This is a genomic window from Hansschlegelia plantiphila (assembly GCF_027922265.1).
GTDB lineage: Bacteria > Pseudomonadota > Alphaproteobacteria > Rhizobiales > Methylopilaceae > Methylopila > Methylopila plantiphila.
The window spans coordinates 263,535-288,546 of the sequence record NZ_BSFI01000008.1; the positions used below are offsets into that span (position 1 = coordinate 263,535).

Sequence of the window (25,012 nt, forward strand, 5' to 3'; positions counted from 1 at the left end):
CTTCGCTAGACGGCGCGCTGGGCGGACAGGGACCGCGCGCCGCTGTGCATGTAGACGATCGAGACGCGCGTGCCGGGCCCGCCGCTCGTCATGTGGACGTGCGCGTTCAGCTGGCGCGCGAGCGCTTCGACGATGCTGGTTCCGAGCCCCGCTTTGGCGTGTTCCGGATGGGCCGGCATCCCGACGCCGTCGTCGCTGACCCACAAGGTCCAGTTGGGCGCCTCAGCCTGATAGCCAATGACAATCCTGCCGACGCGGCCCCCAGGGAAGGCGTGTTTCAGCGCGTTGATCACCAGCTCCGTGACGATCAGGCCCAGGCTGACCGAGATGTCCGCGTCGACGGCGCTGTCGTCGGCGCTCACCTCCAGCTTGAGCTGCGTGTGATCCCGTATCATCGACGCCCCGAGGCTTTGGCAGAGCTGGGCGAGATAGGACCTCAGCTCGACCGCTCCGAGATGCGAGGTCGCAAGCTGGTGCTGGACCGCCGCGATCGACATCACCCTGTTGTGCGCGTCGTGAAGGTGTTCCCGCGTCTCGGAGGACTGCACCCGGCGCGCGCTCTGCAGCAGGACGCTCGAGATGATCTGCAGGCTGTTGGCGACCCGGTGCTGAAGCTCGCGCAGCAGGATGTCCTTGTCCCGGAAAAGGTCGTCCTTGATCTTTTCCGCGACGCGCGTGTCGGTGACGTCGGCCGCCGAAAGCACCAGCCGGATGTTTGCGGCGTCGGCGTAATCGAGCTTTCGGGCGTTCACCAGGACCTGACGGGTCTCGCGCCCCGCGCGCACCAAGGCGATCTCGTATCCTTCGAGCTCTGAGAATCCCGCCGCCGTGGCGCCGAGCGCCGCCCGCAGCTGGGGCGTGTCCCACTCGCCGTCTCCGAGCAGAAAGACCGGACGGTTCGGCACGTCTGCGGCGATCAGGTCGAACGTCTCGCAAAAGGAAGCGCTCGCCGCCACCACGCTCAGATCGCCGTCAAGCAGCAGAAGGGGCACATTGGAAGAAGAAATGACCGCTAGAGCGAGGTTTGTCGCCTCGCCATGCGCAAGTCCGGGGGCCGCCATTGGCCGTTTCCTTGGCTAGACCGGTGGCTTCCGAAAAGGGAGCCTCGCCCGGCAGCACGCCCGCCGTCCGGCGACCCAGTCGAGAGCGCCGAATACTCCGTCCACCAAAGAGGGCGGTGAGCGCCTACGCCCGCGACCGAAACAGCAAAGACCGCAAACCAATCAAATACGGCGCCGACGAAAATTTGCGGGAGAGCGCGACGACGACGCTGGCCAAACAGAATTAAGGCGCGGCCGACGTATCGACTGGTGCCATGATACCCAACAAGCCTCCGAAGAGGAAGATAAAGCTCTACCACAAGTTGCGATAGACGTTTGCTGATAACGTCAGCCGGTCCGGCCGATCGTCCGCTCGCAAAAGAAAATGGCCGCGCGGTTTCCCGCGCGGCCTCTGTCAGATGAAGCTCAGGCGTGCGCCTCGATCGCGGCGACGTTCTTGCGAACCGCGGCCTGGACCTTTTCGAAGGCGCGCACCTCGATCTGGCGCACGCGCTCGCGGCTGACGCCGAACTCGCCGGAGAGCTCTTCGAGCGTGAGCGGCTCGTCCGACAGGCGCCGCGCCTCGAAGATGCGGCGCTCGCGGTCGTTGAGCACGGTGAGAGCGCCCGACAGCGCCGAGCGGCGGTTGTCGAGCTCTTCGGTGTCGGCGAGCCGGGTCTCCTGGCTGTCGCTGTCGTCGACCAGCCAGTCCTGCCACTCCGACGAACCTTCGTCTTCACGCAGCTGCGCGTTGAGCGAGGCGTCGCCGCCGAGCCGCCGGTTCATGTCGACCACGTCGGTCTCGGTCACGCCGAGCCGCGTCGCGATCTGCTTGACCTGATCCGGACGAAGGTCGCCCTCCTCCAGCGCGGAGATCTGGCTCTTCGCCTTGCGCAGGTTGAAGAACAGCTTCTTCTGGTTCGCGGTGGTGCCCATCTTCACGAGCGACCAGGACCGCAGGATGTACTCCTGGATCGAGGCCCGGATCCACCACATGGCGTAGGTCGCGAGTCGGAAGCCCTTCTCGGGCTCGAAGCGCTTGACCGCCTGCATCAGGCCGACATTGCCTTCCGAGACGACCTCGCCGATCGGCAGGCCGTAGCCGCGGTAGCCCATCGCGATCTTCGCGACGAGGCGGAGATGGCTGGTGACGAGCTGATGCGCCGCGTCGCGGTCGCCATGCTCGCGCCAGCGTTTGGCGAGCATGTATTCCTGCTGCGGTTCCAGCATCGGAAATTTGCGGATTTCATCGAGGTAGCGGCTCAGGCCGCCGTCGCTGACGATGATGGGGAGAGCAGCTGAAGCCACATGCGCCTCCTAGAGTGTTAGGGCCCCCGCCTTCCGCGGCGGACCCGGCTGCGACCGCGTTTGAGCCGCCGATCGCCTGGGCAGACTTATAACGCATTTCGTACAAGGCATGCCGTTCGTTACACGTCATGCTGCCGTGCATTATCGCATGACTGACACGAGCGGTCCCAGCCCCGCCTTGCGCTCATGCGATCAAACTACCGCGAGGGCGAACCCGTTCCGTCCACTCTCAGGGGTTGGCCCGGAACGCGGTCAGCAGATCGTCCATCTCGGGCGGCAGCGGGCTTTCGAACAACAGCGTCTCCGCGGTCCGGGGATGGGCGAAGCCGAGTTCAGCGGCATGCAGCGCCTGCCGACCGAGCGCCGCGAGCGCGCCGGCGGCCCCCTCCCCCAGCCGTGACGCCTTGGTGCGATGGCTCGCGCCATAGACCTCGTCGCCGATCAGCGGGTGGCCGATATGGGCGAGATGCACGCGGATTTGATGGGTGCGCCCGGTCTCCAGCCGGCATTCGAGCAACGAAGCGTGCGCGCTGTCGAACCTCTCCAGCGTCTCCCAATGGGTGATCGCCTCGCGTCCGGACGCGGTGACCGCGATCTTCTCGCGGTTCTTGACGCTGCGCGCGAGCGGGGCGTCGACCGTGCCGCGCGGCCGGTCGGGCGCGCCCCAGACGAAGGCGAGATAGGCGCGCACGAGCGGCCCGGTGCGGCCGTGGTCGGCGAACTGGGCGCTCAGGCTCCGATGCGCCGCGTCGTTCTTCGCGACCACCAGCAGGCCGGACGTGTCCTTGTCGAGCCGGTGGACGATGCCGGGCCGAGCGACGCCGCCGACGCCCGACAGGCTCGCCCCGCAATGCGCGATCAACGCATTCACGAGCGTGCCGTCGGCGTGGCCGGCCGCCGGGTGCACGACAAGGCCAGCCGGCTTGTCGACCACGATGAGGTCGTCGTCCTCGTAGACCACGACGAGCGGGATGTCCTCGCCCTTCGGCTCGGCCGGCGTCGGCTCCGGAAGCTCCAGCACGATCTCGCCCGCGTTGACCTTGGCGGAGGGGTCTTCTAGCGTCCGGCCGCCCGAACGGACCGCCCCCTGGCGCATCAGCGCCTGGATGCGGGCGCGGGACAGCTCCGGCAGGCGGGACGCGAGAAACCGGTCGAGCCGCTCGCCGACGTCGTCGGCGCCGGCGGCGACGACGCGGAGCCGGCCGGTATCGGCCGCGGGTTCAGAGGATGGCAGGGACATGACGGCGCAGATCGGCTCCACAACGCCGTCGCTCGACCAGATCGAGGACGACGACGATCCGCGCATTCAGCGCGTCTACCGGCGCCTCAGGATGCTCACGCTGATCGGCGCGCTCACCATGGGCGTCGGCTTCCTGTCGGTGATGTCGGTGATCGCCTACCGTCTCGTCAAGTCGAGCCCCTCGGCCATGGGCCCGACGGTGCGCACGCTGTCGCTGGCCCCCGGCGCACGCGTCGTCTCGACCGCCGTCGACGGCGGCCGCATCGTGGTGACGGTCGAGACCGACGGCCGCACCGCGATCCACGTGATCGACGCCTCGAGCCTGGTCGAGACCGGGCGCATCGACGTCGCCCCCGGCGGCCCGTCCGCCCCGCCGCTGCGCTGAGACGGCGCGCCCGATGGCCGGTCCGTCGAAACTTCGTCGCGAGGCGGCTTGAAGCCCGCCGACAACGCCGCTATAGCATGCGGCCTTCCGCTGCCGGCTCCCATCGTCTAGCGGTCTAGGACGTCGCCCTCTCACGGCGAAAACAGGGGTTCGAGTCCCCTTGGGAGCGCCACGCTTTTTTAAAGCGTTAGCTTGGGGCTTTGGCGGGAAGTTTCACAGATGCCCAATACATGAGTGTGGATGTCGGTGGTTTTCGCCGGGCTCCTCGTGCTCGCCGTCGCCACGGTTCCCTCGGTCGAGATAGGCCCGCCTCGTTTATGCAAGGCGATCAGACCTTAGCCGCGGTGAAAAGATGCGCCGCCATGTGCTCCACGAACACGCGCACCTTGGGTGACAGATGCTTGGTCGACGGCCACAGCGCGCGCATCTGGCCGCTGGCGACCATGACGTCGCTCATGACCTCTTCCAATGCGCCTTCCGCGAGATGCCGTTCCACCGCAAAGCGGGGAAGGCACGCGATCCCGAAACCCTGCGCCGCGAGGTCCACAAGCGGCTCGATCGTGCTCGCGGTCGCGCGAACGGGCAAAGGGTCGAGCCGCTCGCCGTCCTGCCGAAGCGGCCATGCCTCGAGCCGGCCCGTGCTCGGGTAACGATGGTGAAGACAGGCGTGCCGCATGAGATCGGCAGGCGCGCGCGGTCGCCCATGCTGCTCCAGATAAGCCGGCGCCGCGACGATGCTGTGGCTGAAGCCGCCTAGGCGCCGGCTCATCAGGCGGCTGTCGGCGGGCTCCCCGGTGCGGATCACGACGTCGAACCCCTCTTCGATCACGTCCACCATCCGGTCGGTGAAATCGAGATCGGGAAGCACCTCGGGATACGCCGCCATAAACTTGGCGATCACGGGGATCAGCAGCATGCCGACCAGCGGCAGGCTCACCTTGAGCACGCCGGCCGGGCGCGCCTGCTCGGCGCGCAGCGCCGTCTCCGCGTCTTTCAGATCGCCCAGCACCTGGCGGCAACGATCGAAATAGGCGGCCCCTTCCTCGGTCAGCGTCATGCTGCGGGTGCTGCGGTGGAACAGCCGGACGCCGAGTTCGTCCTCGAGCCGGGCGATGGCCTTGCCGACGGCCGAGGGCGAAAGGCCAAGCTGGCGTCCCGCCGCGACGAAACTGCGCGTCTCGCCCGCCTGAACGAACGCCCGCAACGCCACGAGCTTGTCCATCATCGCCTCGATTGCGGAAGATTGTTCCGGACTATCGGGAATATGCGCCTGATTATCAATGATCGGGGGCGCGATAGACCGGGGCGAAGCCGTTCCGAGGATGCTCATGCCCCATACTGTCCCGATCTCCGCCGACCCGCGGACCCCTGCTGCGAGGGGAAGGCGCGAGCGATTGCCGCTCGCCGGCCTGCTCGCGCTGGCGATGGGCGGCTTCATCACCATCCTGACCGAAGCGCTTCCCGCCGGGCTGCTGCGGGAAATCAGCGGCGATCTGCACGTGTCCGAGGCCATGGCGGGCCAGCTCGTGACGATCTATGCGATCGGATCTCTGGTCGCGGCGATCCCGCTCACGGCGGCCACGCGATCGATGCGCCGGCGCCCGCTCCTGCTGAGCGCGATCGGCGGCTTCGCCGTCGTGAACACGATCACGGCCATGTCCGACAGCTACGCGGTCATCATGGCCGCTCGCTTCCTCGCCGGCGTCTCGGCCGGCCTGCTGTGGGCGCTGCTCGCCGGCTATGCGACGCGCATGGCGCCCGCGCATCTCGCCGGCCGCGCCATCGCCGTCGCGATGGTCGGCACGCCGCTCGCGCTGTCCATCGGCGTGCCCGCCGGCGCGTTCCTGGGCGCGGCGGTGGGATGGCGGATCAGCTTCGGAATCATGACAGGGCTGTCGGTCGTCCTGATCGGCTGGACCCTATGGAAGGTGCCCGACTTCGCAGGCGAAACCGGAGGCAGGCAGCCGTCGCTCGCGCGCGTGTTCACGACGCCCGGCGTCCGGCCGATCCTGTTCGCGACGCTCACCTTCGTGCTCGCGCACAACATCCTCTACACCTATATCGCGCCCTATCTCCAGGCGAGCGGCCTCGGCGGTCAGGTGGACCGGATGCTGCTGGCCTTCGGCGCGGCCGCCCTGATCGGCATCTGGGCGACCGGCGTGCTGATCGACCGCCGGCTGCGGCAGCTGGTGCTGGGGAGCATAGCGCTATTCCTCGCATCGGCGGTTCTGCTCGGGGCCGCGACGACCGCGCCGGCCCTCTACATCGGCGTGACGGCCTGGGGCCTCGCCTTCGGCGGGGCGGCGACGCTGTTCCAGTCCGCTTCGGCCAGGGCCGCCGGCCCCGCCGCCGACGTCGCCCAATCCATGATCGTGACCGTATGGAACTTCGCCATTGCGGGCGGCGGGATCGTAGGCGGCTATCTGCTCGACCAGACCGGACCGCGGTCTCTGCCATGGAGCCTGTGCGCGCTCCTGCTGGCTTGCCTCGCCGTCGCGTTCGCGGCGCGCGGCGCCGGCTTTCCCCCCAGCGGCGACAGCTCGGCGCGCAGGCCTTCGCATCTGTGAGCAGATGCGGCTTGGCTGGCGCGGACAACCAGTCGCAATTCTCTGAAGGCGAGGCATGCATCGTGCGCGTCCTGCACGATGTCGTGGAGGGCAGCCGTGGACGCTGGAGCAGTTGCGCGCCGAGGGTTTCAGCGAGGCCGTCATCGCGGGTGTTGATGCGGTCACGCGCCGCCCCGGCGAGGGCTATGGCGACTTCATCAGAGCGACGAGCGCCGCCGCGCCGCCGAGAAGCATGGCGACGATTCCCGCGGGAATTTCATAAGGGAACAGCGCAACGCGTCCGATCCAGTCCGCGACGGCGAGAAGCGCGCCGCCGACGAGCGCCGATCCGGCGAGCAGGCTCAAAGGCGAGCGGCATCCCAGGCCTCGCGCAGCGTGGGGCGCGACAAGGCCTACGAAGCTCAACGGTCCGATGACAAGCGTCGCGGCCGCGGTCAGGACGCTGGCGAGCGCGATCGTCAGCGCCTGCGCCTGACGGATGCGCAAGCCCGATGAGCGCGCCGCAGGCCCAAGCGGCAGAAGCGCGAGTGGCCGCGCGAGCGTCAGCGCAGCCGAAAGCCCGCCGGCCGCGACGGCCAGGATGACGAGCGCCCGTTGGCCGTCCACCAGATAGGTGGAGCCGCTGAGCCAGACGACGGCGAGGGCCATGCGCGGATCTCCGCTGGCCAGCAGGAACGAGACCACGCCCGTGAAGGCTGCGGCGAGGCCGACGCCAAGCAGCAGCGGCTGTTCGGGCGCGCCGCCCCGCTTCAGGCCCTTCAGAGCCCAAAGAGCCGCGAGGCCGGCGCCGAGGGCGCCCGCCGCGAGCTGAGCCGCGGGGCCGGCGGCGGGCGCGGCATAAAGCAGAACGAGGAACCCAAGAGCGGCGCCGGCGCTCACCCCGATCATGTCGGGGCTCGCCATCACGTTTCCCGTCATGCGCTGGAGCAGCGCGCCCGCGACCGCGATCGCCGCTCCCGCGCCGAAGGCGGCGATTGTCCGCGGGACGCGCCAGTCGAGCGCCTGCGCCGGCGCCGCCAGGCTCCAGCCATCCGCGGCGCGATCGAGAAAGAGCGCGGCGGCGAGCGCGACGATGCAGCCGAAGAGCAACAGGCCCCAGGCCGGCCGCAAGCGTTGCGACGGCGCGGAGATCGGAACAGGCGCAAGCGAGGGAAGACGCAGGCGGGCCGCGAGCGCCATCAGCAGCGGCGCGCCGAGCAGGCCGGTCGCGGCGCCTGTCGGCAGGTCGAGCGGGATCAGCTTCACGGCCTCGTCGGTCAGCCACAGCAGCCCGGCGCCGAAGATCGGAGTCCAGAGCAGCCGATCCGCCATGGTGCGGGCGCCGGTCGCGCGCGCAAAATGCGGCGCGGCGAGGCCGATGAAGGCGATCGCTCCGACCTCCGCCGTGGTGAGCGCCGCGAGCCCCGCCGCCAGCGCCAGAGCCGTCAGGCGAATGATCCTGGGATTTCCTCCCAACGCCGCGGCCCCTTCGTCGCGGAGCGAGGAGAGCGTGAAGGCGCGGGCGAGGCAGCCGGCGGCGATCCACGCCAGCGCCAGAAGCGGGGTGAGGCGCGCGGCCGCGGACCAGTCGTTCTGCCGGAGCGAGCCGGAGCTCCACAGGAAGAGAGCCCGCATCCACTCGTGATTGAAGAGGGCGATCAGCGTCGTCGCCGCGCTCGCCGCGAAGCCGAGGACGAGGCCTGCGATCACGACCGTCGCCGGTCTCAGCCCCCCGCGCAGCGCGAGCCCGAGCGTCACGGCGGCCGCCGCCAGGCCGCCGCCGAGAGCGACGAGCGACTGCGACGCCCCGCCCAGCCCCGCCGATCCGAACACAGCGAGCGCGAGCACCGCGCCGGCGGAGACGCCTGTGGTCGAAGGCTCCGCGAGCGGGTTGTCGAGCGCGATCTGAAGGACGAGGCCGGACAGCGCGAGCGACGCGCCTGCGGCGAGCGCCGTCGCCGCGCGGGGAAACACCGTGTAGTGGACAAGCAGCGCCGACACGTCGTCCGGCTGAGGCGACAGCAGCGCCGCGAGCCATTCGCCGGGCGGCAGGGCGCGCGCGAGGCCGGCTAGAAACAGCGCCGCGGCGAGGGCGAAAAGGGCCGCGGCGGCGACCGGGCGAAGCGTCACAGCGCGTGGCTCCCGGCGAGGGCGTCCGACAGCAGCGTCGCGAAACGCGTCATGCTGGCGAGGCCGCCATAGACCCAGACGGGCGGCAGGACGACGACGTCCTCGAACGCCGGCAAGGCGCGCCACAGCGCGCTCCGCGCGAGCGAAGCCGGTGGGCCGGGCGACAGCGCCACGAGGCGGGCGCCTTCGAACCGGGCCAGCCGGTCCAGCCCGAGCGTGGCGAAACCCCACATGTTGGTCGGTCCGGCATAGGCGTTCGCAAGCCCGATCCGTTCGAGCGCGTTCTGGAACAGCGAGCCGTGGCCGAACACGTCCGCCCGCCGGTCGTCGGCGAAGTTGGCGATCAGCACGGGGCGACCGTCATGCGCGCCAAGCCTCTCGCGGGCGCGGGCGAGCGCGGCGTCGATCCGCGCCAGCGCAAAAGCGGTCTGGCCCGCCGCGCCGCAGGCCTCGCCCAGCGTCGCCAGCGCCTCGCACGACCGCTCGTAAGGGCGTTGGTCGGCCTCGTAGATCGAGAGCTCGAGAGTGGGGGCGATGGCGGCCAGCCGGGACTGCGGCGGCCCGTAATGGCGCAGACGCACGATGAGGTCCGGCTTGAGGCTGGCGACGAGCGCGAGGTTCGGCTGCGCCCGGAGGCCGACGTCCACAACCGCCGCGGGCAGGTCGGGCGTCGCGACCCGCGTCCGATAGTAGGGCGCCTCTGCGACCGCTGCCGGCGTCACGCCGACGAGGAGCGCGAGTTCCGTCAGCGCCCAGTCCAGCACGACGACGCGCGGTCCCGCGGTTTGGGCCCGCGCCGTCCCGGCCAAGGCCAGCGCGGCGCTTAGCAGCGACCGCCGCGTCCAGTCATTCACCACTGATATTTCATCGTCGCGTAGACGGTGCGGCGGTCGCCGTAATTGCAGCCGTAGGCGGCGAGGCAGGTCGACACGTATTTCTTGTCGAGCAGGTTGGTCGCATTCACCTGCAGCGACACGCCCTGCAGGCGCGCGACCTTCTTGCCGAAGTCGTAGCGCATCGACGCGTCGAACAGCGTCACGCCGGGCGTCTTGAACTCGTTGGCCTCGTTTCCGAACGAGGCCCCGAGATAGCGCGCCCCGCCGCCGAGGCTGAGACCGTCCGCGGATCCCGCGCCGAACGAGTAGTTCAGCCAGGCGGCCGCCTGATGCTTCGGCACGAAGGCGGGGCGGTGCCCGACCTGACTTTTGCCAGACTGGTCCTTGGTGGTCGTGCGGGTGATCTCGGCGTCGTTATAGGCGTAGGAGATGATCCCCTCGAAGCCCCGGCCGAGATTGGCCTTGCCCTCGAATTCGACGCCCTTGACCTCGATCTCTCCGGTCTGGGTGCTGGCGCCGGTCGGATCGGCGGTGACCGCATTCTTCTGCTTGAGATTGAACGCCGAGAGGCTGATCAGCCCGTCGAAACCGTCCGGCTGATACTTCACGCCGGCCTCGATCTGCTCGCCTTCGGACGGTTTGAACGGATCGCCGTTCGCCTTGACGCCGGTCACCGGCAGGAACGACGTCGAGTAGTCGACGAAGGGCGCGAAGCCGCTTTCGAAGCGGTAGCTCAGCCCGAGGTTGCCGGTGAAGGCCTCGTCATCGCTGGTGACGCGCGTCGTCGCGCGGGTCGCAACCGTCTCGTTGGACGTCTTGTTCTTCGCCCAGTCGTACCGGCCGCCGGCCTGGAGCGTCCAGCCGCCCCACTTGATAGTGTCCTGCAGGTAGAGACCCAGCTGGCGCTGGACCGCGTCGATGCGGATCTTGACGGGCGGCTCCGTCACCGAAAGGCCGGGACCGGGATTGAAAGCGTCGTAGTCTCCGATATTCAGATAGGCCAGGTCGGACTCGCGGTAGCCGGCCTTCTCGCGGGTGAAGTCGGCGCCGACGAGCAGCGTGTGCTCCAGCTCACCTGTCGTGAAGCGGCCCTCCGCCTGGTTGTCGACGGTGAACATCTGCGACTTTTCGGGAAACGCCCAGGCGTAGCGGTACAGGTTCGTCGGCACGCAGCTCGCGGCGGTGAAGCAGTAGCTCTGGACGCGCCGGGTATGGGCGTCGACCTCGCCGTAGCGAAGGTTCTGACGCAGCGTCCAGGCTTCGTTGAGTTCGTGGGAGAGCTTGTAGCCCATGAACCACTGCTCGTTGACGAAGCGGTCGTAGGAGGGCTCCCCGGTGAAGGTGCTCGTCGGAAGCTTGCCGTAGCCCGGATAGGAATAAAGCGTGCCGATCGCCGGCAGGGCGGGCGGAGCGCCGCCGCCCTTGTCGTCGATTTTCTGGTAGTGCCCGAGCAGCGTCAGCGTGGTGCTGTCCGTCGGCTTCCAGGTGAAGCTCGGCGCGATGAAGAGCTTGTCGTCCTCGACATGGTCGACCTGGGTGTTGGCGTCGCGCGCGAGGCCGATCAGCCGGTAGAGGAAGCGCCCCTCCTCGTCGAGCGGGCCCGAGACGTCGAAGGCGGCCTGCTTGCGGTCATGGCTGCCGCCCATCATCTCGATCTCGCCGCGCGCCGTCTCGGTCGGCGTCTTGCTGGTCATCGCAAGAAGGCCGCCCGGGTTGCTCTGGCCGTAGAGGCCGGAGGCCGGTCCTTTCAGCACCTCCACGCTCTCCAGCATGTAAGGCTCGATGCGCGCCTGCGAATATCCGCGGGCGCCGAAAGGCAGCCGCAGGCCGTCGAGATACCGCCTCGGCGTGAAGCCCCGGACCGTCAGCCAGTCATAGCGCGAGTCCGTGTCGCCATACTGGGTGACGACGCCCGGCGTGTAGCGCAACGCCTGAGTGACGCTCTGCGCGCCCTGATCCTCCATCTGCTTGCGGGTGACGACGTTGACGATGCGCGGCGTCTCAACCAGCGGCGAGGCGGATTTGGTTGCGCCAGGGCTGTAGCTCGCGGCGTAGCCGCCAGCGGCCTGGCCGCCTGAGCCAGATCCCTCGACCGAGATCTCAGCGAGTTGGGTCGCGTCTTGAGCTGGAACCGCGCTCTCCCGGCGCAGTTGCACCAGCGTCACCGCGTGGGGGTCGATCTGCTCATACGACAGGCCCGTCTCCTCGAGCAGCCGGCGCAACGCTTCGCTCGGAGGGAGTTCGCCTTCGACGCCGCGGGTGTTGACGCCGCTCAGCGCCGAACCGGACGACAGAAGCTTCCGGCCCGAAGCCTCCGCCCACTGCGTCAGCGCCGCCCCGAGCGGCCCCGCTGCAATGGCGAAGCGAACCGGCTCCTCCGCCCGCCCTTGGCCGCAGGGCGCAAACACGCACGCTCCCGCCAGCGCGACGGCCGCCGCCCGCCGTCGCCATGCCCCGGTCCGTCCCGTCATCTCAAGCCCCCGCTCGTCCTCGTCGAGACCGCATGCGGCGGCCTTATGGGGGAAGACGACGGCGGTCGCCGCTTCGACACTGGTCGGCGGAAAAATTGTCGCCGCTCATCGCGAGGCCGTGCGCACCACGGTGAGGAAGGGAAGCCGGGTCACGCGAACGGGCAACGCGGCCGTGACAGCGTCCAGCACCGTGGCGGCGTCGCCCGAAGGGAAGGCGCCGGTCAGCCTCAGCGAACCCGCGTCCCCGAGAAAGATGATCCGGCCGCCGACATAGCGGCTGATTTCCTCCGCCACCTCGTCCAGCCGCCGGTCGTCGAACACGAGCATGCCGCGCCGCCACGCGGTGGCGGCGCGGACATCGACGGCGCGCGGCGCCTGCAGACTGCCGTTCCGGAGCGTCGTCTCCTCGCCCGCGCCGAGCTCCACCTGCGCGCCGGTCCGGACGTCGCGCGCTCGAACGCGGCGCTCCGTCACCACCACGTCGGTCGCGTCCTTCGCCTGGTCGACCTCGAAAGCGGTGCCGAGCGCCTGCGCCTCGAGGTCTCCTGCCTCCACTATGAAGGGGCGGGCGACGTCCGGCGTCACGGCGACGTGGATCCGCCCGGCGTAGAGTTTCAGCCTGCGCTCGCCGGGCGCGAAGTCGACGTCGAAGCTCGTCGACGCGTCCGCCTCCACGATGGACCCATCGGCGAGCGCGACGGTCCGCCGTTCACCGACGGAGGTGCGCTGGTCCGCAAAATAGGATCTTGGCGGCCCGAAGGCTCCCGCACCGAACGCTCCGGCGAGGCCGATCGTCAGCGCAGCGAGGATCGCGACAGTTCCGCCGCCGCGCCCCGGCGGCTTCAAGGCAGGGCCGAGACGCGCCCACAATCTTTCGGCCCGCTCGGCGGCCGTCCGGTGTTCGACCGAAGACGCCCTCCAGTCCTGATAGGCCTCCCAGTCCTCCGCGACGGCGGACCCGGAATGCAAATGGACGATGCGCTCCAGCGCCGCTTCAGTCAGCGGGTCCAGTTCATCTTCGCGGTTGTCCGTCATCGCGTGCACGCTCTCCCGGCGCGTCCTTCCCATCTCAAAGACGTCCGGAAAACGAAACCCGACAGGAGGTCAGGCGTCCGCGGCTTCAAGCTTCCGCAGGCAGACCCTGAGCGCCTTCATGATGTGCTTGCTGACCATGCTGGGCGAGATTGCCAGGCGCGCTGCGATTTCCGCGTGGGTGAGGCCCTCGATGCGGTTCAGCAGCAGCGCAGCGCGCGTCTTGGGCGGGAGTTCGTCGAGCGCGGCCTTGAACGTCGCGAAATCCTGCCGGGCGATGAGGCTGCGATCGGCGAGCGGCGCGGCGTCCGCGAGCAGCGCCGCCTGCTCCAGCGGCACGCTCCGCCCCTGCCGACGCTCCCGGCGCACCAGATCGACGATCAGATTGCCCGCGATCCGCCACAGGAAGAACTGCGACGCGTGCGCGTCGGAGCGCTCGGCCTGACGGCTCGCGACGTACCGCAGGAACGCCTCCTGCGTCAGATCGGCCGCAGCCTCCCGGTCGCGCAGTCGTCGATAAGCGTAACGCCTGAGGTCGTCGCTGTAGACGCGAAACAGCGCATCGATGTCGGCGGAGCCGTGCGTCCCGCCCCGAAACGAAACGTTCATGAACCCCGCCCTCAGTTGAGGGCTACATATCCAACCTAAGAAAACCTCGCAACATCAGTAGTTTATATGAATTCAAATCTACGGAGCGCAAATAGGACGTGTCCGGCGCCGCAGTCGGAACGATGCGGATACCGGCGCGACGGCGGAGGTTGTCGATCTTCGACATAGGCGGTCTCCCTTCAGGCCGCCGCCACGCAGTGTCCGACCCACCTTTGCCGCTCGCCATAAGTGGTCCAGCGCACGGTTCAACACCGTGAGCGTCCGGTTTGCGGCGAGCGGCGCGATCGGAGGCGGTTCGGGAGCGCTGATCAAATAGCCGATTTCGGCAGCATCATGTGGATGCCCTTGTTGCCGTCGACGAGCTGCGTCACGCGCAGGTTTCCGGCGAGCGAGCAGAGCATGTAGGCCTCGTTGCGCGTCAGGTTCGAGCGCAGGCAGACGTGCCGCACCATCTCGCGCACCGCCTGCTTGGCGGCGTCGTCGAGATCCTCGTCGAGCCCGATCGACATCAGATGCGTCTCGCTCTCGGCGAACGGGAACTCGATCGCCATGTCCTTGCGGACGGTCAGCCGGAACGTGCCCTCGATGCCCATCTCGAGCGCGGTGATGCAGACCTCGCCGTCGCCCTGGACGCCGTGGCCGTCGCCGGCGAAGAACAGCGCGCCCTTGTTGAAGACCGGCAGGTAGAGCGTCGCGCCGGGCTTGAGCTCCTTATTGTCCATGTTGCCGCCGAAGGCGCGCGGCACCGGCGAGGCGCAGCGGCCCCAGGCGGGCGGGGGCGCGACGCCCATGATGCCGAAGAACGGGTCGAGCTCGATCTCGACGCCCCAGGGCAGCGTGCAGACGTTCCTCGCGGCGTCGATCGCGGGGTGGATGGTCTCGTAGTCGGTGAACTCGTCCGGCAGCGTCCCGAGCAGCGGCAGGATCGCCACGAAGCCCCAGTCCATGGTGGGCTTGGCTTCCAGGATGTCGACCTGCAGCGTGTCGCCGGGCTCGGCCCCCTCGACGTAGACCGGGCCGGTGATGAAGTGCGGCCCGCCGCCCTGCTGCAGCGTGTCGAGCGCCGCCATGTAGTCGGCCGGCGCCTTCGAGGCGTCGGGCGGCAGGCACTCCTTGCCGCCCGCGGGGAAGGAGGTGAGCGTGACGGTGTCGCCCGAAGCGATCCGGACGACCGGATCCAGCGCCGAGTCGAGATAGCCCCAGACCATGTTCTCCGGGGCGGACGAAATCGTGTGGTGACGGGCCATAGCGGCGCCTCGCTTCCTTGGGTTGATCAGATCGACATGAATTTGGAGAGCCGCTCGCGGCTCATCTCGGCGCGCTCGCCGCGGTCGACGACCTGGCCGCGCGACAGCACGACGAAGCGGTCGGCGACCGCGGTCGCGAAGTCGAGGTACTGCTCGACCAGGACGATCGAGAGCCTGCCCTTCAGGCTTTGCAGCACGGTCTCGATCAGTTGGACGATCGAGGGCTGGACGCCCTCCGTCGGCTCGTCGAGCACGAGCAGCGAGGGTTTCGTCACCAGCGCGCGGGCGAGCGCGAGCTGCTGCTGCTGGCCGCCGGAAAGCGAGCCGCCGCGCCGCCCGGCCATCTCCCGCAGCACGGGGAAGAGGCCGTAGACCTCGGCGAAGGTCTCGTCGCTCGCCTCGCCGTGCGGGCGGGCGGCGGCGAGCAGGTTCTCCCGCACCGTCAGCTCTGCGAAGATCTCCCGCCCTTGCGGCACATATGCGAAGCCGGCGCGCGAGCGGCGGTGGCTCGGCGCCCGGGCCATGTCCACGCCATCGAACTCGATCGCGCCGCGCGTGACGGGGAGCACGCCGGCCAGGCACTTCAGCAGCGTCGATTTCCCCGCGCCGTTGCGGCCGAGCACGGCGAGGCACTCGCCTTGCGCGACCTCGAACGAGACCTTCCGCAGCGCCTGCGAGCCGCCGTAGTGCTGGTCGAGGTCGCGGACCGTGAGCCTCATTCGCGTCAGCGCCCGAGATAGACGTCGACGACACGGGCGTCGGCGCGGGCGCGCGCCATCGAGCCCTCGAACAGCGTGCGGCCCTCGTGCAGCACCGTGACGCGGTCGGCGATGGTCTCGACGAAGTTCATGTCGTGCTCGACGACCACGATCGCGCGCCCGGGCGTGCGCAGCCGCCGGACGAGCGCCGAGGTCCGCTCGGTCTCCTCGTCGGTGAGGCCGGCGACCGGCTCGTCGAGCATCAGCACCTTCGGCTCGGAAACGACCACCATGGCGATCTCGAGCCACTGCTTCTGGCCGTGGGCGAGGTCGCCCGCGAGCCGGTCCGCGTCGTCCGCGAGGCCGACCGTCTCCAGCATGGCGGCGACGCGGTCGCCGGCGTCCGCCCCCCTGGCGCCGCCGAGCCCGATCTCGACGTTGTCGCGCACCGAAAGCGCCTCGAAGACGCTCGGCTTCTGGAACTTGCGACGCACGCCCGAGCGCGCGATCGCAGCCTCGCTGGCGCGGGTCAGATCGATTTTCTCGTCGAACAGGACGCGTCCGGACTTCGCGCGGCTGACGCCCGAGATCACGTCGAGCAGCGTGGTCTTGCCGGCGCCGTTCGGGCCGATCACCGCGCGGACCTCGCCGTAGTCGACGGCGAGCGACAGGTCGTCGATCGCGCGGAAACTTCCGAATTCGACGGTCAGCCCTTCGACCAGCACCGCGACCGTCATGGCGTGGCGTCCGTCGGCTGCAGCGCGTCGGCGCGCGACCAGAGGGTCGGCCGCCATCGGCCGAGGTCGAGCAGGCCGTTCGGAAAGATCAGGGCGACGACGATGACGAGGCCGGACAGCACGAAGGGCCAGAGCTCCGGCAGGCTCGCCGACAGGGCGAACTTGATCGCGTTGACCAGCACGGCGCCGATGATCGCCCCCGCGAGCCGCCCGCGGCCGCCGATCGCGCACCACACCGCGATCTCGATCGACAGCTCCGGCGACAGCAGCCGCGGATTGATGATGCCGACCTGCGGCACGTAGAGCAGCCCGGCGAGCGCCGCGAGCACGGCCGAGAGGCACCACACCGCGAGCTTCAGCCGCAGGGTCTCGTAGCCGAGCGAGCGGAGCCGCACCTCGTCGTCCCGGGTCGCGACCAGCAGGCGTCCGAACCGGCCGATCATCAGCAGCCGGCAGCCGACCAGCGCCGCCAGCAGCGCGAGCACCGAGGCGAGCGCGAGGCCCTTCGTGACCGCCGGATCCTGGATCGGGAGGCCGAACACGACCTGGAAGCCCGTCATGCCGTTGTTGCCGCCGAAGCCGGTGTCGTTGCGGAACATCAGCAGCATGGCGACATAGACGAGCGCCTGCGTGATGATCGCGAAATAGACGCCCGAGACCCGCGAACGGAACGAGGCCCAGCCGAACGCGAAGGCGACCGCGAAGCTTGACGCCAGCGCCGCCGCCAGCGCGACGGGGAAGCTCTCGAGCGGGGCCCACCAGCCCGGCAGCGCCGTCCAGCCCATGAACTGCACGATGTCCGGGGTGATCCCGGTCACGGCCACGGACTGCTCCAGCAGATGCATGCCGACGACGTAGCCGCCGATGGCGAAGAACAGGCCGTGCCCGAGGCTGAGAATGCCGGCGTAGCCCCAGATCAGGTCGAGCGCGAGCGCGAGCAAGGCGAAGCAGGCGAACTGGCCGATGGTGTTGACCCGGTAGCCGGAGAGGCCGCCGGCGAGCAGCGCGGCGGCCGTCGCCGCGAGCGCGAGCGCGACGCCCGCCACGATCCGGTCGTCCGTCGCGCGGGCGATCAGGCTGCGCTTGGGGCCGATCGCCGCCGTCATTTGCGTCGGCCCTTCACGGCGTAGAGCCCTTCGGGTCGAAACTGCAGGAAGACGATGATCATCAGCAGGACGATCACCTTGGCGGCGACCGCGCCGTAGAGCGGCTCAATCAGCACGTTGATCTGGCCGACGCCGAGCGAGGCGATCACGGCGCCTGCGAGCGTGCCGACGCCGCCCAGCACGACCACCATGAAGCTGTCGACGATGAAGTTAGATCCCATCTGGGGGTTCACGCTGTAGATCGGGCAGAGCGCCAGCCCCGCGAGGCCGGCGAGCCCCGACCCGAGGCCGAAGGCCATCATGTCGACCCGGCGCGTCGCTATGCCGACGCAACCCGCCATCGCGCGGTTCTGCGTGACGGCGCGGATGTTGAGGCCGAGCGGCGTGCGTTTCAGCACGAACCAGGTGAGACCGAGCGTGACGGCCGCGAAGACGATCGCGAACAGCCGGTTCCAGGTGACGATGAAGTCCCCCATCACGAGCCGGCCGCCGGTGATGTAGGACGGCGTGACGAACTGGAGGTTCTGCGTGCCGACCGCGACGCGGACCAGGTTGACGATCAGCAGGCTGACCGCCCATGTCGCGAGCAGCGTCATCAGCGGGCGGGTGTAGAGCCGCCGCACCAGCGTCGCCTCGAGCGCGACGCCGATCCCGGCCGTGACGGCGAACACCACCGGGATCGCGACGATCAGGTACCAGTCGAGCGCGCCCGGCGCGATCGCCCGCATCGCCTCCTGCACCGCATAGGTGACGTAGGCGCCGAGCATGATGAACTCGCCCTGGGCGAGATTGATGACGCCCATCAGGCCGAAGATGATCGCGAGCCCCGCCGAGGCCATGAACAGAATCGAGGCGAAGGACAGCCCGTTGTAGAGCGCGTTCAAGGCGTTGGAGACCGCAAGCCAGCGCTCGATCGAACCGACGCCGGCGTCGACCGCGGCCTTGAAGGCCGGGTCCTTGCCGTAAGCGGGGTCGGCCTTGAGCGCTGCGATCCGCGTGAGCGCGCGGCGGTCTGGCGTCGCGGCGATGCGCTCGATCGCGGCGACGCGCTTCGTCATATCCGGAGAGTTGAGCAGCGCCGCCTGACCTGCGCCGAGGATGCGCTCCTTCAGCCCGGCGTCGGTCTCCGCGTCCGCGGCGCGCTCGAAGATGTCGGTCGGCAGCGACGCGGCGCGCCGTTCGAGCGCGCCGAGCGCGGCGCTGCGCTCGCCCGGCGTCGCGCCGACGAACAGAGTGGCCGCCGCGCGCGCCGTCTCGAACAGCGGCCGGTTCTTCAGGCTGAGCAGCGGCGCGGATCCGTCGCCGGCCGCGCCAGGCTGCAGCGTGACGGCGTCGACGGGGCCTTGCGGCGTCTCGATCGCCGGAGCGGCGCCGCCGCATTTCAGCGTCCTGTCGAGCGCGGCGCCCGCGAGCGCCGCAGCCCACGCCGCGTCCTCCTTCGACGCGGACGCCACGCCGAAGATCAGCGCGTTGGCGGCCTCCGTCATGCCCGAGGCGCCCGCGCAGGACCACCCTGCGATCGCGGCGCGGTCGAACGCCGCCGCCGGACCGCAGGCCGCGAGAAGCGCGAACAGGCCCGCGACAGCCCCACGCCACTGCACGAGAGGCGGTCTCAGCCGTACTGGCTCATCGGAACCGGCTTCGGGGCGTCCTTGGACTGCCAGAGCACGTCGAAGCCCTGCTTCTCGTTGACCGAGCCGATGAACACGCCGCGCGAGACGTAGTTGTTCTCGGCCGTCATCGCGATCTTGTAGCCCGACGGGCAGTCGAAGCTCAGGCCGTCGAACGCCTTGCGCACCTCCGGCGTCGCGAACGAGCCGGCCTTCTTCGCCGCCATGGCCCAGAGGTGCACGGCGTCATAGGTGGAGACCATCGGGTCGATCGCGACATCTGGTCGGAACGGGGCTTTGGCCTTGCCGACATAGTCGGCCCAGGATTTCAGGAACGTCTGGTTGGCCTCGCCCTTGGCCTGCTGGAGATAGGCCCAGCAGTTCAGGTGGCCGACGAGCTTCTGGGTGTCGAGGCCCTCGAGGTCGGCCTCCACCATGTCGAGGCCGAGCACCGGCACGTCCGAGGACGAGATGCCCTGGTTCGCAAACTCCCGCATGAAGTCCGGGATCGACGAGCCGACCACCGTCAGCACCACGACGAGCTTGCCGCCGGGCGCGTCGGCGAAGGAGCGGACCTGGTTCACCAGCGTCTGGAAGTTCGAGAAGGAGAACGGCACATACTCCTCCTTCCAGGCGCTCTCCTCGATGCCCTTGGACTTCCAGTAGCCCTTGAGCTGCTTGTTGATGGTGCGCGGCCAGACGTAGTCCGAGCCGATCATGAAGAAGCGCTTGGCCTCGACGCCGTCCGGGCTCATCAGGTAGTCGACCGCGGGCAGCACCGAGCTCGCCGGTGGCGAGTTCACGTAGACGACGTTCTTGGAGTTCTCGTCGCCCTCGAAATGGAGCGGGTAAAACAGCAGCCCGTCGTTCTGCTCGACGACCGGCAGCACGGATTTGCGCGAGACCGAGGTCCAGCAGCCGAACAGCGCGGCGACCTTGGTCTCGGCGAGCATCTGGCGGCCGACCTGCGCGTAGAGCGGCCAGTCGGAGGCTGGATCGGAGGTGACGACCTCGATCGTCGAGCCGTTGACGCCGCCGGCGGCGTTGATCTCGTCGGCCGCCATCTTGGCGACGTAGTTCAGCCGGCCCTCGAGATTGGCCATCGTGCCGGAGGACGAGAACAGGCAGCCGAGCTTGACCGTTCCGGCCGCCCGCGCGGACTGGATCAGCGGCGGCGCCGCCAGCGGCAGGATCGCGCCCGCCGCGAGCGCGCCGGTCGTCTTGATGAATGTTCTGCGGTCGAAGGGGCTCATCGCCAAGCGCTTTCGGAAGATTTCGCCAGCTCGAGCAGACGGTCCGAACGCAGGTGGGGCAAGATCAAATAAGAGCGCCCCGCGCGCTCCGATTAGGCATTCGGGCGGACTGATCCGGCCATTGTCAAAATTGACAGCGCGGGGCCGCACCGCGCCATCGGCGTCTTTCGGCGCAGGCTAGGCGGCGGCGCCGCCATCGACAGCTTGCATGGCCGCGAGCGGGAGATCATTCTGCCCCAAGAATGTGCACGCCCACATGGTGGGCCAAATGACGCGAGGATCGCTCGATGGCCGCGTCCCGCTTGACCGACGAAGAGATCGCCGGACTGCTGCACGAGGTGTCGCAAGGGGCTTCCATGGAGGCGGTCTGCGCCGGCGCGCACGTCTCCGTCCGCACCTTCTACCGATGGCGACGGAAATTCGACGGCCTCACTCCGGCGGGCGTCAGGCAGCTCAAGGCGCTCCGCCGCGAAAACGCCGAATTGAAGAAACGTCTCGCCGAACAGTCGCCGCGTCGTGCGGACGTCGCGGTCCTCGCGCCTGAGGCGCGGCGACCGGCAGGCGGCGACGTCAGGCTCAGGGAAGGCCGCGGACTGAGCGTCGGCCGTTTTGCGACCGTCCGACTGATCGGATCCTGCCGACCGACGCGTCCTTAGGCTCCAGGCGTGACCGGCGTTCGGCGGCGTGCGCTCATCTGGCCGTGGAAGTGGACGGCCGCCCCCTCTAAGGTCCGCCGGATCGATCGGTGAGGTGACGGATGGCGGCCAAGGACGGCGCGACCTGGCGCATTGGCGTGCTGTTCTCGCGCAGCGGCGTCAGCGGCGTCACCGAGACCGAGCATTTTCTCGGGACGGCGCTCGCCATCGAGGAGGTCAACGCCGCGGGCGGCGTGCTCGGGCGCCAGATCGAGCCCGTCTGCTACGATCCTGCGGGCGATAACGAGGGCTACCGCGCCTTCGCCAGAAGGCTGCTCGCCGAGGACGGCGTCGAGGTGATCTTCGGCTGCTCGCTGTCGGCCAGCCGCAAGTCGGTGCTGTCGACCATCGAGCGCCACAACGGCCTGCTCTGGTACCCCTCGATCTACGAGGGCTTCGAGTATTCCGAGAACGTCCTCTACACGGCGTCCACCCTCAACCAGAACGTCTTCGCGCTCGCCGACTTCCTGCTGGGAGAATACGGGCGGCGGATTTTCATCGTCGGCTCGGACTACATCTACCCGCGCGAGTCGAACCGCGTGATGCGGGACCTGATCGAGGCCAAAGGCGGCGTCATCGTCGGAGAGCTCTACGCCCCGCTCGACGCGAACGAGGACGCCCACAACGAGATGGTCGCAGCGATCCAGCGCGCGGAGCCGGACGCGGTGTTCTCGACCGTCGTCGGCCGCGGAGCGGAGCGGCTCTACCGCGCCTATGCGGACGCCGGGATCGACCGCGCCCGCCGGCCGATCGCGAGCCTCACCATGTCGGAGGGCCAGATCCGGGCGATCGGGCCCGAGCGCTGTTCCGGCCACCTTCTCGCCGCCCATTATTTCGAGCGGCTCGACGGCGACGAGAACCGGCGTTTCGTCTCGGCCTTCAAGGCCCGCTTCGGCGCCGAGCGGCCGACGAGCATGTGGTCCGAGACGGCCTACGCGCAGGTCCATCTCTTCGCCCGCGCGCTCGCGGCGGCCGGCACGCTCGACGCGGAGCGGCTGAGCGCCGCCGCGATGCGCCAGCGCTTCCTGGCGCCGGAGGGCGAGATCGCCTTCGACGGCGACACCAGGCATGTCTGGCTGACCCCCGGGATCGGCGTCGCGCGTGCGGACGGGCAGTTCGACGTCGCCTGGCGCTCCCGCCGGCCGGTGAGGCCGGACCCCTATCTCGCGTCGTCGCGATTCGAGACCAACTGGCTCGAAGAGGGCGTCGCCCCATGACGGCGCCAGCCCGCCGGATCCTGGACGAACTGCGGCGCGCCCGCGCGCTCGTCGTCCACCCGCGCGACGAGGAAGGCGCCTCGCTCGTCGACCAGTTGCGCCGCCTCGGCTGCGAGGTCTCGGTCGCCTGGCCGCCCCCTGCTGCGCTGCCGCCGGACATCGACACGCTGTTCATCCAGCTCGACGACGCCGAGGTGATCCATCTGCTGCCGTCGATCGAGGAGACCGAGCCGGCGGTGATCGCGATCGTGGCCTATGAGAGCCCGACCTCGCTGAAGGCCATCGTCGACTTCAACGCCCACGGCGTGCTGAGCAAGCCGCTCAGGCCGCGGGGCGTGCTGACCCAGTTCGCGCTCGCCCGCTACCGGCGCGGCTATGAGGGGCGGCTGACGGCCAAGATCACCAAGCTCGAAGAGACCATGAAGGGCCGCCGCACAGTCGAGAAGGCGGTCCGGTTGCTGACCGAACTCGATCGGATCGACGAGGACGCCGCCTACAAGCTCTTGCGCGACCGCGCCACCGCGGCGCGCGTGCCGATGACGAGCGTGGCCGAGAGCGTGGTGGCCGCGCACGAAGCCATCAGCGGGCTCGGCCTGCACATCTCGTTGGCCGAGAGGTCCTAAAATCGCGGCAGGCGGTGCTGCATTTATCGACTTGCCGCCTGAATGTTCGGGGCTATCGTAGCGGCGTCGGGCAGGTTTGCCCCGCAGCAGGATTGCTGCATCACATCTCGGCTTTGGAGCCTCTGGTCTGCGGATAACTTCCGCGTCCAGGGGCTTTTTGCGTTTTGGAGCGTCCATGATCCAGACGAACGGTCCCGCTCGTCCGCCGTTACAGGTGTCCTGCATCCAGTTCGAGCCGCAGATGGGCGCGGTCGCGGACAACGTCGCGCGGTCGTCCGCGCTCATCCGCGCCGCGGCGGCGTCGGGCAGCCGGCTGATCGTCCTGCCCGAGCTCGCCAACACCGGCTACGTCTTCGAAAGCATGGAGGAGGCGACGGCGCTGGCCGAGCCCGCCAAGAGCGGACCGACGGCGCTCGCCTGGGGCGCGCTTGCCCAGGAGCTCGACGTGCATATCGTGGCGGGCTTCGCCGAGCGCGACGGGGACGCCCTCTACAACTCCGCGATGATCGTCGGCCCGGACGGGTTCATCGGCGTCTACCGCAAGTCGCACCTCTGGCACCGGGAGAACGTGTTCTTCCAGAAGGGCGATCTCGGCTTTCCGGTGTTTGAGACCGCGATCGGCAGGATCGGCGTCGCCATCTGCTACGACGGCTGGTTCCCGGAGACGTTTCGCCAGCTCGCGCTCGCCGGCGCCGAGATCGTCTGCATCCCGACGAACTGGGTGCCGATGCCGAACCAGCCCGAGGGCGAGGCGGCGATGGCCAACACGCTGCACCGCGCGGCGGCGCACTCCAACGGGATCTTCATCGCCTGCGCCGACCGCGTCGGCGTCGAGCGCGGCCAGCCCTTCGAGGGCCAGAGCCTGATCATCGGCCCCAAGGGCTGGACGATCGCCGGCCCCGCGAGCCGCGACCAGCCGGAGACGCTTACCGCGACCGTCAATCTCGACGACGCCTCCGCCAAGGATCTCAACGAGTTCAACTCCGTCCTGCGCGACCGGCGCACCGACGTCTACGGCTGACGCCGCCCGTTCCCCGCACAACGTCTTCTCCGAGGAGCCGAAATCCCATGCTCAAGCGTCACTTCGCCGGCGTCGCAGCCGTCCTCGCGCTCGCGGCGACGCCCGCCTTCGCCGCCGACAAACCGATCGTCATCGGCGTGCCGGTCGGCCTCTCCGGCGCGAACAGCGTCGTCGCGCCCTCCGTCGTGCAGTCGGCGGAACTCGCGGTCGAGGAGATCAACGCCGCCGGCGGCGTGCTCGGCCGCAAGCTGGCGCTCGAAGTCGCCGACGACGCCTCCGGCGCAGCCGGCGCGCAGAAGGCTTTCGACTCGCTGATCTACCAGAAGAAGGTCGACGTGCTGATCTCGATGGAGACCAGCGCCGCCCGCAACGCCGGCCTGCCCGCCGTCACGAAGGGGAAGGTCCCCTACATCTACACCTCGTTCTACGAGGGCAAATCCTGCAACAAGAACATGTTCGTCAACGCCTGGGTGCCCGAACAGCAGGTGCCGCCGATCGTCGACGCCTTCGCCAAGGAGAAGGGCGCCAAAACCTACTTCCTGATCGGCAGCGACTACGCCTTCGGCCGCGGCATGCTGGCCTTCACCAAGAGCTACATCGAGAAGATCGGCGGCAAGGTCGTGGGCGAGGAGTACCTTCCCATGGACGGCAGCGACTGGACCGCGATCATCTCCAAGCTGAAGGACGCCAAGCCCGACGCGCTGATCACCTCCACGGCCGGCGGCGCGCCGAACGTGACGCTGACCAAGCAACTGCGCGGAGCGGGCGTTTCGCTGCCCTACGCCAACCTCGCCGTCGACGAAGGCACCGCCAAGAGCATGGGGACGGACGCGGAGGGGATCTACATCTCGGCGTCCTACGTCACCGGCATCGACAGCCCCGAGAACAAGACCTTCCTCGCCGCCATGGAGAAGAAGTTCGGTTCCGGACTGAAGACGCCGAACGACCTTTCGGTGCCGCAGTACGAGGCGGTGTATCTCTACAAGGCGGCCGTCGAGAAGGCGGGAGGCACGGAGACGGCGAAGGTGCTGGAGGCGCTGCCGACGGTGAGCTTCACCGGCCCCCGCGGCACGATCAGCATGTCGAAGCAACACCATGCGCCCCTGACCATGTATCTGGGGCAGGTGCAGGGCGACGGCTCGGTGAAGGTCGTGAGCTCGTTCAAGAACGTCGATCCGGGCGAGCAGTGCCCGAAGCTGAACTGACCT

22 protein-coding genes and 1 tRNA gene are annotated in these 25,012 nt (G+C 69.0%); 8 read left to right on the forward strand and 15 right to left on the reverse strand.

The features are described from left to right. Nucleotides 1–5 precede the first annotated feature (5 nt). The 3 genes from PKE75_RS11020 to PKE75_RS11030 all read right to left on the reverse strand — a co-directional run bounded on the left by PKE75_RS11020 (nucleotide 6) and on the right by PKE75_RS11030 (nucleotide 3,588). Nucleotides 6–1,061 (reverse strand): sensor histidine kinase, encoded by a 1,056-nt coding sequence (locus tag PKE75_RS11020; protein ID WP_271168777.1) that lies wholly within the window; start codon nucleotides 1,059–1,061, stop codon nucleotides 6–8. Nucleotides 1,062–1,466: 405 nt separating this feature from the next. Continuing rightward, entirely contained in the window at nucleotides 1,467–2,348 is an 882-nt protein-coding gene (gene rpoH / locus PKE75_RS11025) for an RNA polymerase sigma factor RpoH (protein ID WP_271168778.1), read from the reverse strand. Nucleotides 2,349–2,577: 229 nt separating this feature from the next. After that, nucleotides 2,578–3,588: an RluA family pseudouridine synthase gene (locus tag PKE75_RS11030; RefSeq protein WP_271168779.1), complete on the reverse strand. Its 1,011-nt coding sequence runs from the start codon at nucleotides 3,586–3,588 to the stop codon at nucleotides 2,578–2,580. Here PKE75_RS11030 and PKE75_RS11035 point away from each other — a divergent pair. Further along, entirely contained in the window at nucleotides 3,587–3,973 is a 387-nt protein-coding gene (locus tag PKE75_RS11035) for a hypothetical protein (RefSeq protein WP_271168780.1), read from the forward strand. The two genes, PKE75_RS11030 and PKE75_RS11035, sit on opposite strands and share 2 nt — an antisense overlap. A 96-nt stretch (nucleotides 3,974–4,069) precedes the next feature. Further along, nucleotides 4,070–4,145, forward strand: a tRNA-Glu gene (locus tag PKE75_RS11040). Between the two features lie 156 nt (nucleotides 4,146–4,301). Here PKE75_RS11040 and PKE75_RS11045 read toward each other — a convergent pair. Continuing rightward, on the reverse strand, nucleotides 4,302–5,195 hold the full coding sequence (locus tag PKE75_RS11045; protein WP_271169179.1) for a LysR family transcriptional regulator: 894 nt from the start codon (nucleotides 5,193–5,195) through the stop codon (nucleotides 4,302–4,304). A 106-nt stretch (nucleotides 5,196–5,301) separates the two neighbouring features. On the opposite strand from PKE75_RS11045, the gene PKE75_RS11050 reads away from it, so the two are divergent. Further along, complete coding sequence (locus tag PKE75_RS11050) at nucleotides 5,302–6,540, forward strand: MFS transporter (RefSeq protein WP_271168781.1); 1,239 nt, start codon at nucleotides 5,302–5,304, stop codon at nucleotides 6,538–6,540. A 183-nt stretch (nucleotides 6,541–6,723) separates the two neighbouring features. Here PKE75_RS11050 and PKE75_RS11055 read toward each other — a convergent pair whose 3' ends face one another. The 11 genes from PKE75_RS11055 to PKE75_RS11105 form a co-directional block, all read right to left on the reverse strand. Beyond that, on the reverse strand, nucleotides 6,724–8,649 hold the full coding sequence (locus tag PKE75_RS11055; RefSeq protein WP_271168782.1) for an iron ABC transporter permease: 1,926 nt from the start codon (nucleotides 8,647–8,649) through the stop codon (nucleotides 6,724–6,726). Continuing rightward, nucleotides 8,646–9,503 carry an ABC transporter substrate-binding protein gene (locus PKE75_RS11060; RefSeq protein ID WP_271168783.1) on the reverse strand — a complete coding sequence of 286 codons (858 nt, stop codon included), beginning with the start codon at nucleotides 9,501–9,503 and terminating at the stop codon, nucleotides 8,646–8,648. The genes PKE75_RS11055 and PKE75_RS11060 overlap by 4 nt, the downstream gene beginning before the upstream one ends. Next, nucleotides 9,500–11,956, reverse strand: a complete 2,457-nt coding sequence (locus PKE75_RS11065) for a TonB-dependent siderophore receptor (RefSeq protein WP_271168784.1) — start codon at nucleotides 11,954–11,956, stop codon at nucleotides 9,500–9,502. Before PKE75_RS11065 ends, PKE75_RS11060 begins: the two co-directional genes overlap by 4 nt. A 105-nt stretch (nucleotides 11,957–12,061) precedes the next feature. Further along, nucleotides 12,062–12,991, reverse strand: coding sequence for a FecR family protein (locus PKE75_RS11070; protein ID WP_271168785.1), 930 nt, complete (start codon nucleotides 12,989–12,991; stop codon nucleotides 12,062–12,064). A 69-nt stretch (nucleotides 12,992–13,060) separates the two neighbouring features. Next, nucleotides 13,061–13,597: an RNA polymerase sigma factor gene (locus PKE75_RS11075; RefSeq protein ID WP_271168786.1), complete on the reverse strand. Its 537-nt coding sequence runs from the start codon at nucleotides 13,595–13,597 to the stop codon at nucleotides 13,061–13,063. Nucleotides 13,598–13,905: 308 nt separating this feature from the next. After that, nucleotides 13,906–14,844: an acetamidase/formamidase family protein gene (locus PKE75_RS11080; protein ID WP_271168787.1), complete on the reverse strand. Its 939-nt coding sequence runs from the start codon at nucleotides 14,842–14,844 to the stop codon at nucleotides 13,906–13,908. Nucleotides 14,845–14,870: 26 nt separating this feature from the next. Continuing rightward, entirely contained in the window at nucleotides 14,871–15,563 is a 693-nt protein-coding gene (urtE, locus tag PKE75_RS11085) for an urea ABC transporter ATP-binding subunit UrtE (RefSeq protein ID WP_271168788.1), read from the reverse strand. Between the two features lie 5 nt (nucleotides 15,564–15,568). Beyond that, entirely contained in the window at nucleotides 15,569–16,279 is a 711-nt protein-coding gene (locus PKE75_RS11090; protein WP_271168789.1) for an ABC transporter ATP-binding protein, read from the reverse strand. Then, nucleotides 16,276–17,385, reverse strand: a complete 1,110-nt coding sequence (gene urtC, locus PKE75_RS11095; RefSeq protein ID WP_271168790.1) for an urea ABC transporter permease subunit UrtC — start codon at nucleotides 17,383–17,385, stop codon at nucleotides 16,276–16,278. Before urtC ends, PKE75_RS11090 begins: the two co-directional genes overlap by 4 nt. Further along, nucleotides 17,382–18,986: an urea ABC transporter permease subunit UrtB gene (urtB, locus tag PKE75_RS11100; protein ID WP_271168791.1), complete on the reverse strand. Its 1,605-nt coding sequence runs from the start codon at nucleotides 18,984–18,986 to the stop codon at nucleotides 17,382–17,384. The genes urtC and urtB overlap by 4 nt, the downstream gene beginning before the upstream one ends. Before the next feature lie 11 nt (nucleotides 18,987–18,997). Beyond that, nucleotides 18,998–20,248, reverse strand: coding sequence for a substrate-binding domain-containing protein (locus tag PKE75_RS11105; RefSeq protein WP_271168792.1), 1,251 nt, complete (start codon nucleotides 20,246–20,248; stop codon nucleotides 18,998–19,000). Nucleotides 20,249–20,535: 287 nt separating this feature from the next. On the opposite strand from PKE75_RS11105, the gene PKE75_RS11110 reads away from it, so the two are divergent. The 5 genes from PKE75_RS11110 (at nucleotide 20,536) to PKE75_RS11130 (ending at nucleotide 25,009) form a co-directional block, all read left to right on the forward strand. Continuing rightward, nucleotides 20,536–20,904, forward strand: coding sequence for a transposase (locus PKE75_RS11110; RefSeq protein WP_271168793.1), 369 nt, complete (start codon nucleotides 20,536–20,538; stop codon nucleotides 20,902–20,904). Between the two features lie 101 nt (nucleotides 20,905–21,005). Beyond that, on the forward strand, nucleotides 21,006–22,160 hold the full coding sequence (locus PKE75_RS11115) for a transporter substrate-binding domain-containing protein (RefSeq protein ID WP_271168794.1): 1,155 nt from the start codon (nucleotides 21,006–21,008) through the stop codon (nucleotides 22,158–22,160). After that, nucleotides 22,157–22,783: an ANTAR domain-containing response regulator gene (locus PKE75_RS11120; protein WP_271168795.1), complete on the forward strand. Its 627-nt coding sequence runs from the start codon at nucleotides 22,157–22,159 to the stop codon at nucleotides 22,781–22,783. Before PKE75_RS11115 ends, PKE75_RS11120 begins: the two co-directional genes overlap by 4 nt. 175 nt (nucleotides 22,784–22,958) lie before the next feature. Continuing rightward, nucleotides 22,959–23,804 carry a nitrilase family protein gene (locus PKE75_RS11125; protein WP_271168796.1) on the forward strand — a complete coding sequence of 282 codons (846 nt, stop codon included), beginning with the start codon at nucleotides 22,959–22,961 and terminating at the stop codon, nucleotides 23,802–23,804. Nucleotides 23,805–23,851: 47 nt separating this feature from the next. Continuing rightward, the gene (locus PKE75_RS11130; RefSeq protein WP_271168797.1) at nucleotides 23,852–25,009 is read left to right on the forward strand and encodes a substrate-binding protein; all 1,158 of its coding nucleotides are present in this window, start codon (nucleotides 23,852–23,854) and stop codon (nucleotides 25,007–25,009) included. The last annotated feature ends 3 nt before the right edge of the window (nucleotides 25,010–25,012 follow it).

Coding starts and splice junctions, on each gene's coding strand:
- PKE75_RS11130 (WP_271168797.1), top strand. CDS start 23,852: ATGCTCAAGCGTCACTTCGCCGGCGTCGCAGCCGTCCTCGCGCTCGCG.
- PKE75_RS11115 (WP_271168794.1), top strand. CDS start 21,006: ATGGCGGCCAAGGACGGCGCGACCTGGCGCATTGGCGTGCTGTTCTCG.
- PKE75_RS11065 (WP_271168784.1), bottom strand. CDS start 11,956: ATGACGGGACGGACCGGGGCATGGCGACGGCGGGCGGCGGCCGTCGCG.
- urtE (WP_271168788.1), bottom strand. CDS start 15,563: ATGAGGCTCACGGTCCGCGACCTCGACCAGCACTACGGCGGCTCGCAG.
- PKE75_RS11110 (WP_271168793.1), top strand. CDS start 20,536: ATGGCCGCGTCCCGCTTGACCGACGAAGAGATCGCCGGACTGCTGCAC.
- PKE75_RS11125 (WP_271168796.1), top strand. CDS start 22,959: ATGATCCAGACGAACGGTCCCGCTCGTCCGCCGTTACAGGTGTCCTGC.
- PKE75_RS11075 (WP_271168786.1), bottom strand. CDS start 13,597: ATGAACGTTTCGTTTCGGGGCGGGACGCACGGCTCCGCCGACATCGAT.
- urtC (WP_271168790.1), bottom strand. CDS start 17,385: ATGACGGCGGCGATCGGCCCCAAGCGCAGCCTGATCGCCCGCGCGACG.
- PKE75_RS11105 (WP_271168792.1), bottom strand. CDS start 20,248: ATGAGCCCCTTCGACCGCAGAACATTCATCAAGACGACCGGCGCGCTC.
- PKE75_RS11050 (WP_271168781.1), top strand. CDS start 5,302: ATGCCCCATACTGTCCCGATCTCCGCCGACCCGCGGACCCCTGCTGCG.
- PKE75_RS11020 (WP_271168777.1), bottom strand. CDS start 1,061: ATGGCGGCCCCCGGACTTGCGCATGGCGAGGCGACAAACCTCGCTCTA.
- PKE75_RS11080 (WP_271168787.1), bottom strand. CDS start 14,844: ATGGCCCGTCACCACACGATTTCGTCCGCCCCGGAGAACATGGTCTGG.
- PKE75_RS11120 (WP_271168795.1), top strand. CDS start 22,157: ATGACGGCGCCAGCCCGCCGGATCCTGGACGAACTGCGGCGCGCCCGC.
- PKE75_RS11070 (WP_271168785.1), bottom strand. CDS start 12,991: ATGACGGACAACCGCGAAGATGAACTGGACCCGCTGACTGAAGCGGCG.
- PKE75_RS11090 (WP_271168789.1), bottom strand. CDS start 16,279: ATGACGGTCGCGGTGCTGGTCGAAGGGCTGACCGTCGAATTCGGAAGT.
- PKE75_RS11035 (WP_271168780.1), top strand. CDS start 3,587: ATGACGGCGCAGATCGGCTCCACAACGCCGTCGCTCGACCAGATCGAG.
- PKE75_RS11045 (WP_271169179.1), bottom strand. CDS start 5,195: ATGGACAAGCTCGTGGCGTTGCGGGCGTTCGTTCAGGCGGGCGAGACG.
- PKE75_RS11030 (WP_271168779.1), bottom strand. CDS start 3,588: ATGTCCCTGCCATCCTCTGAACCCGCGGCCGATACCGGCCGGCTCCGC.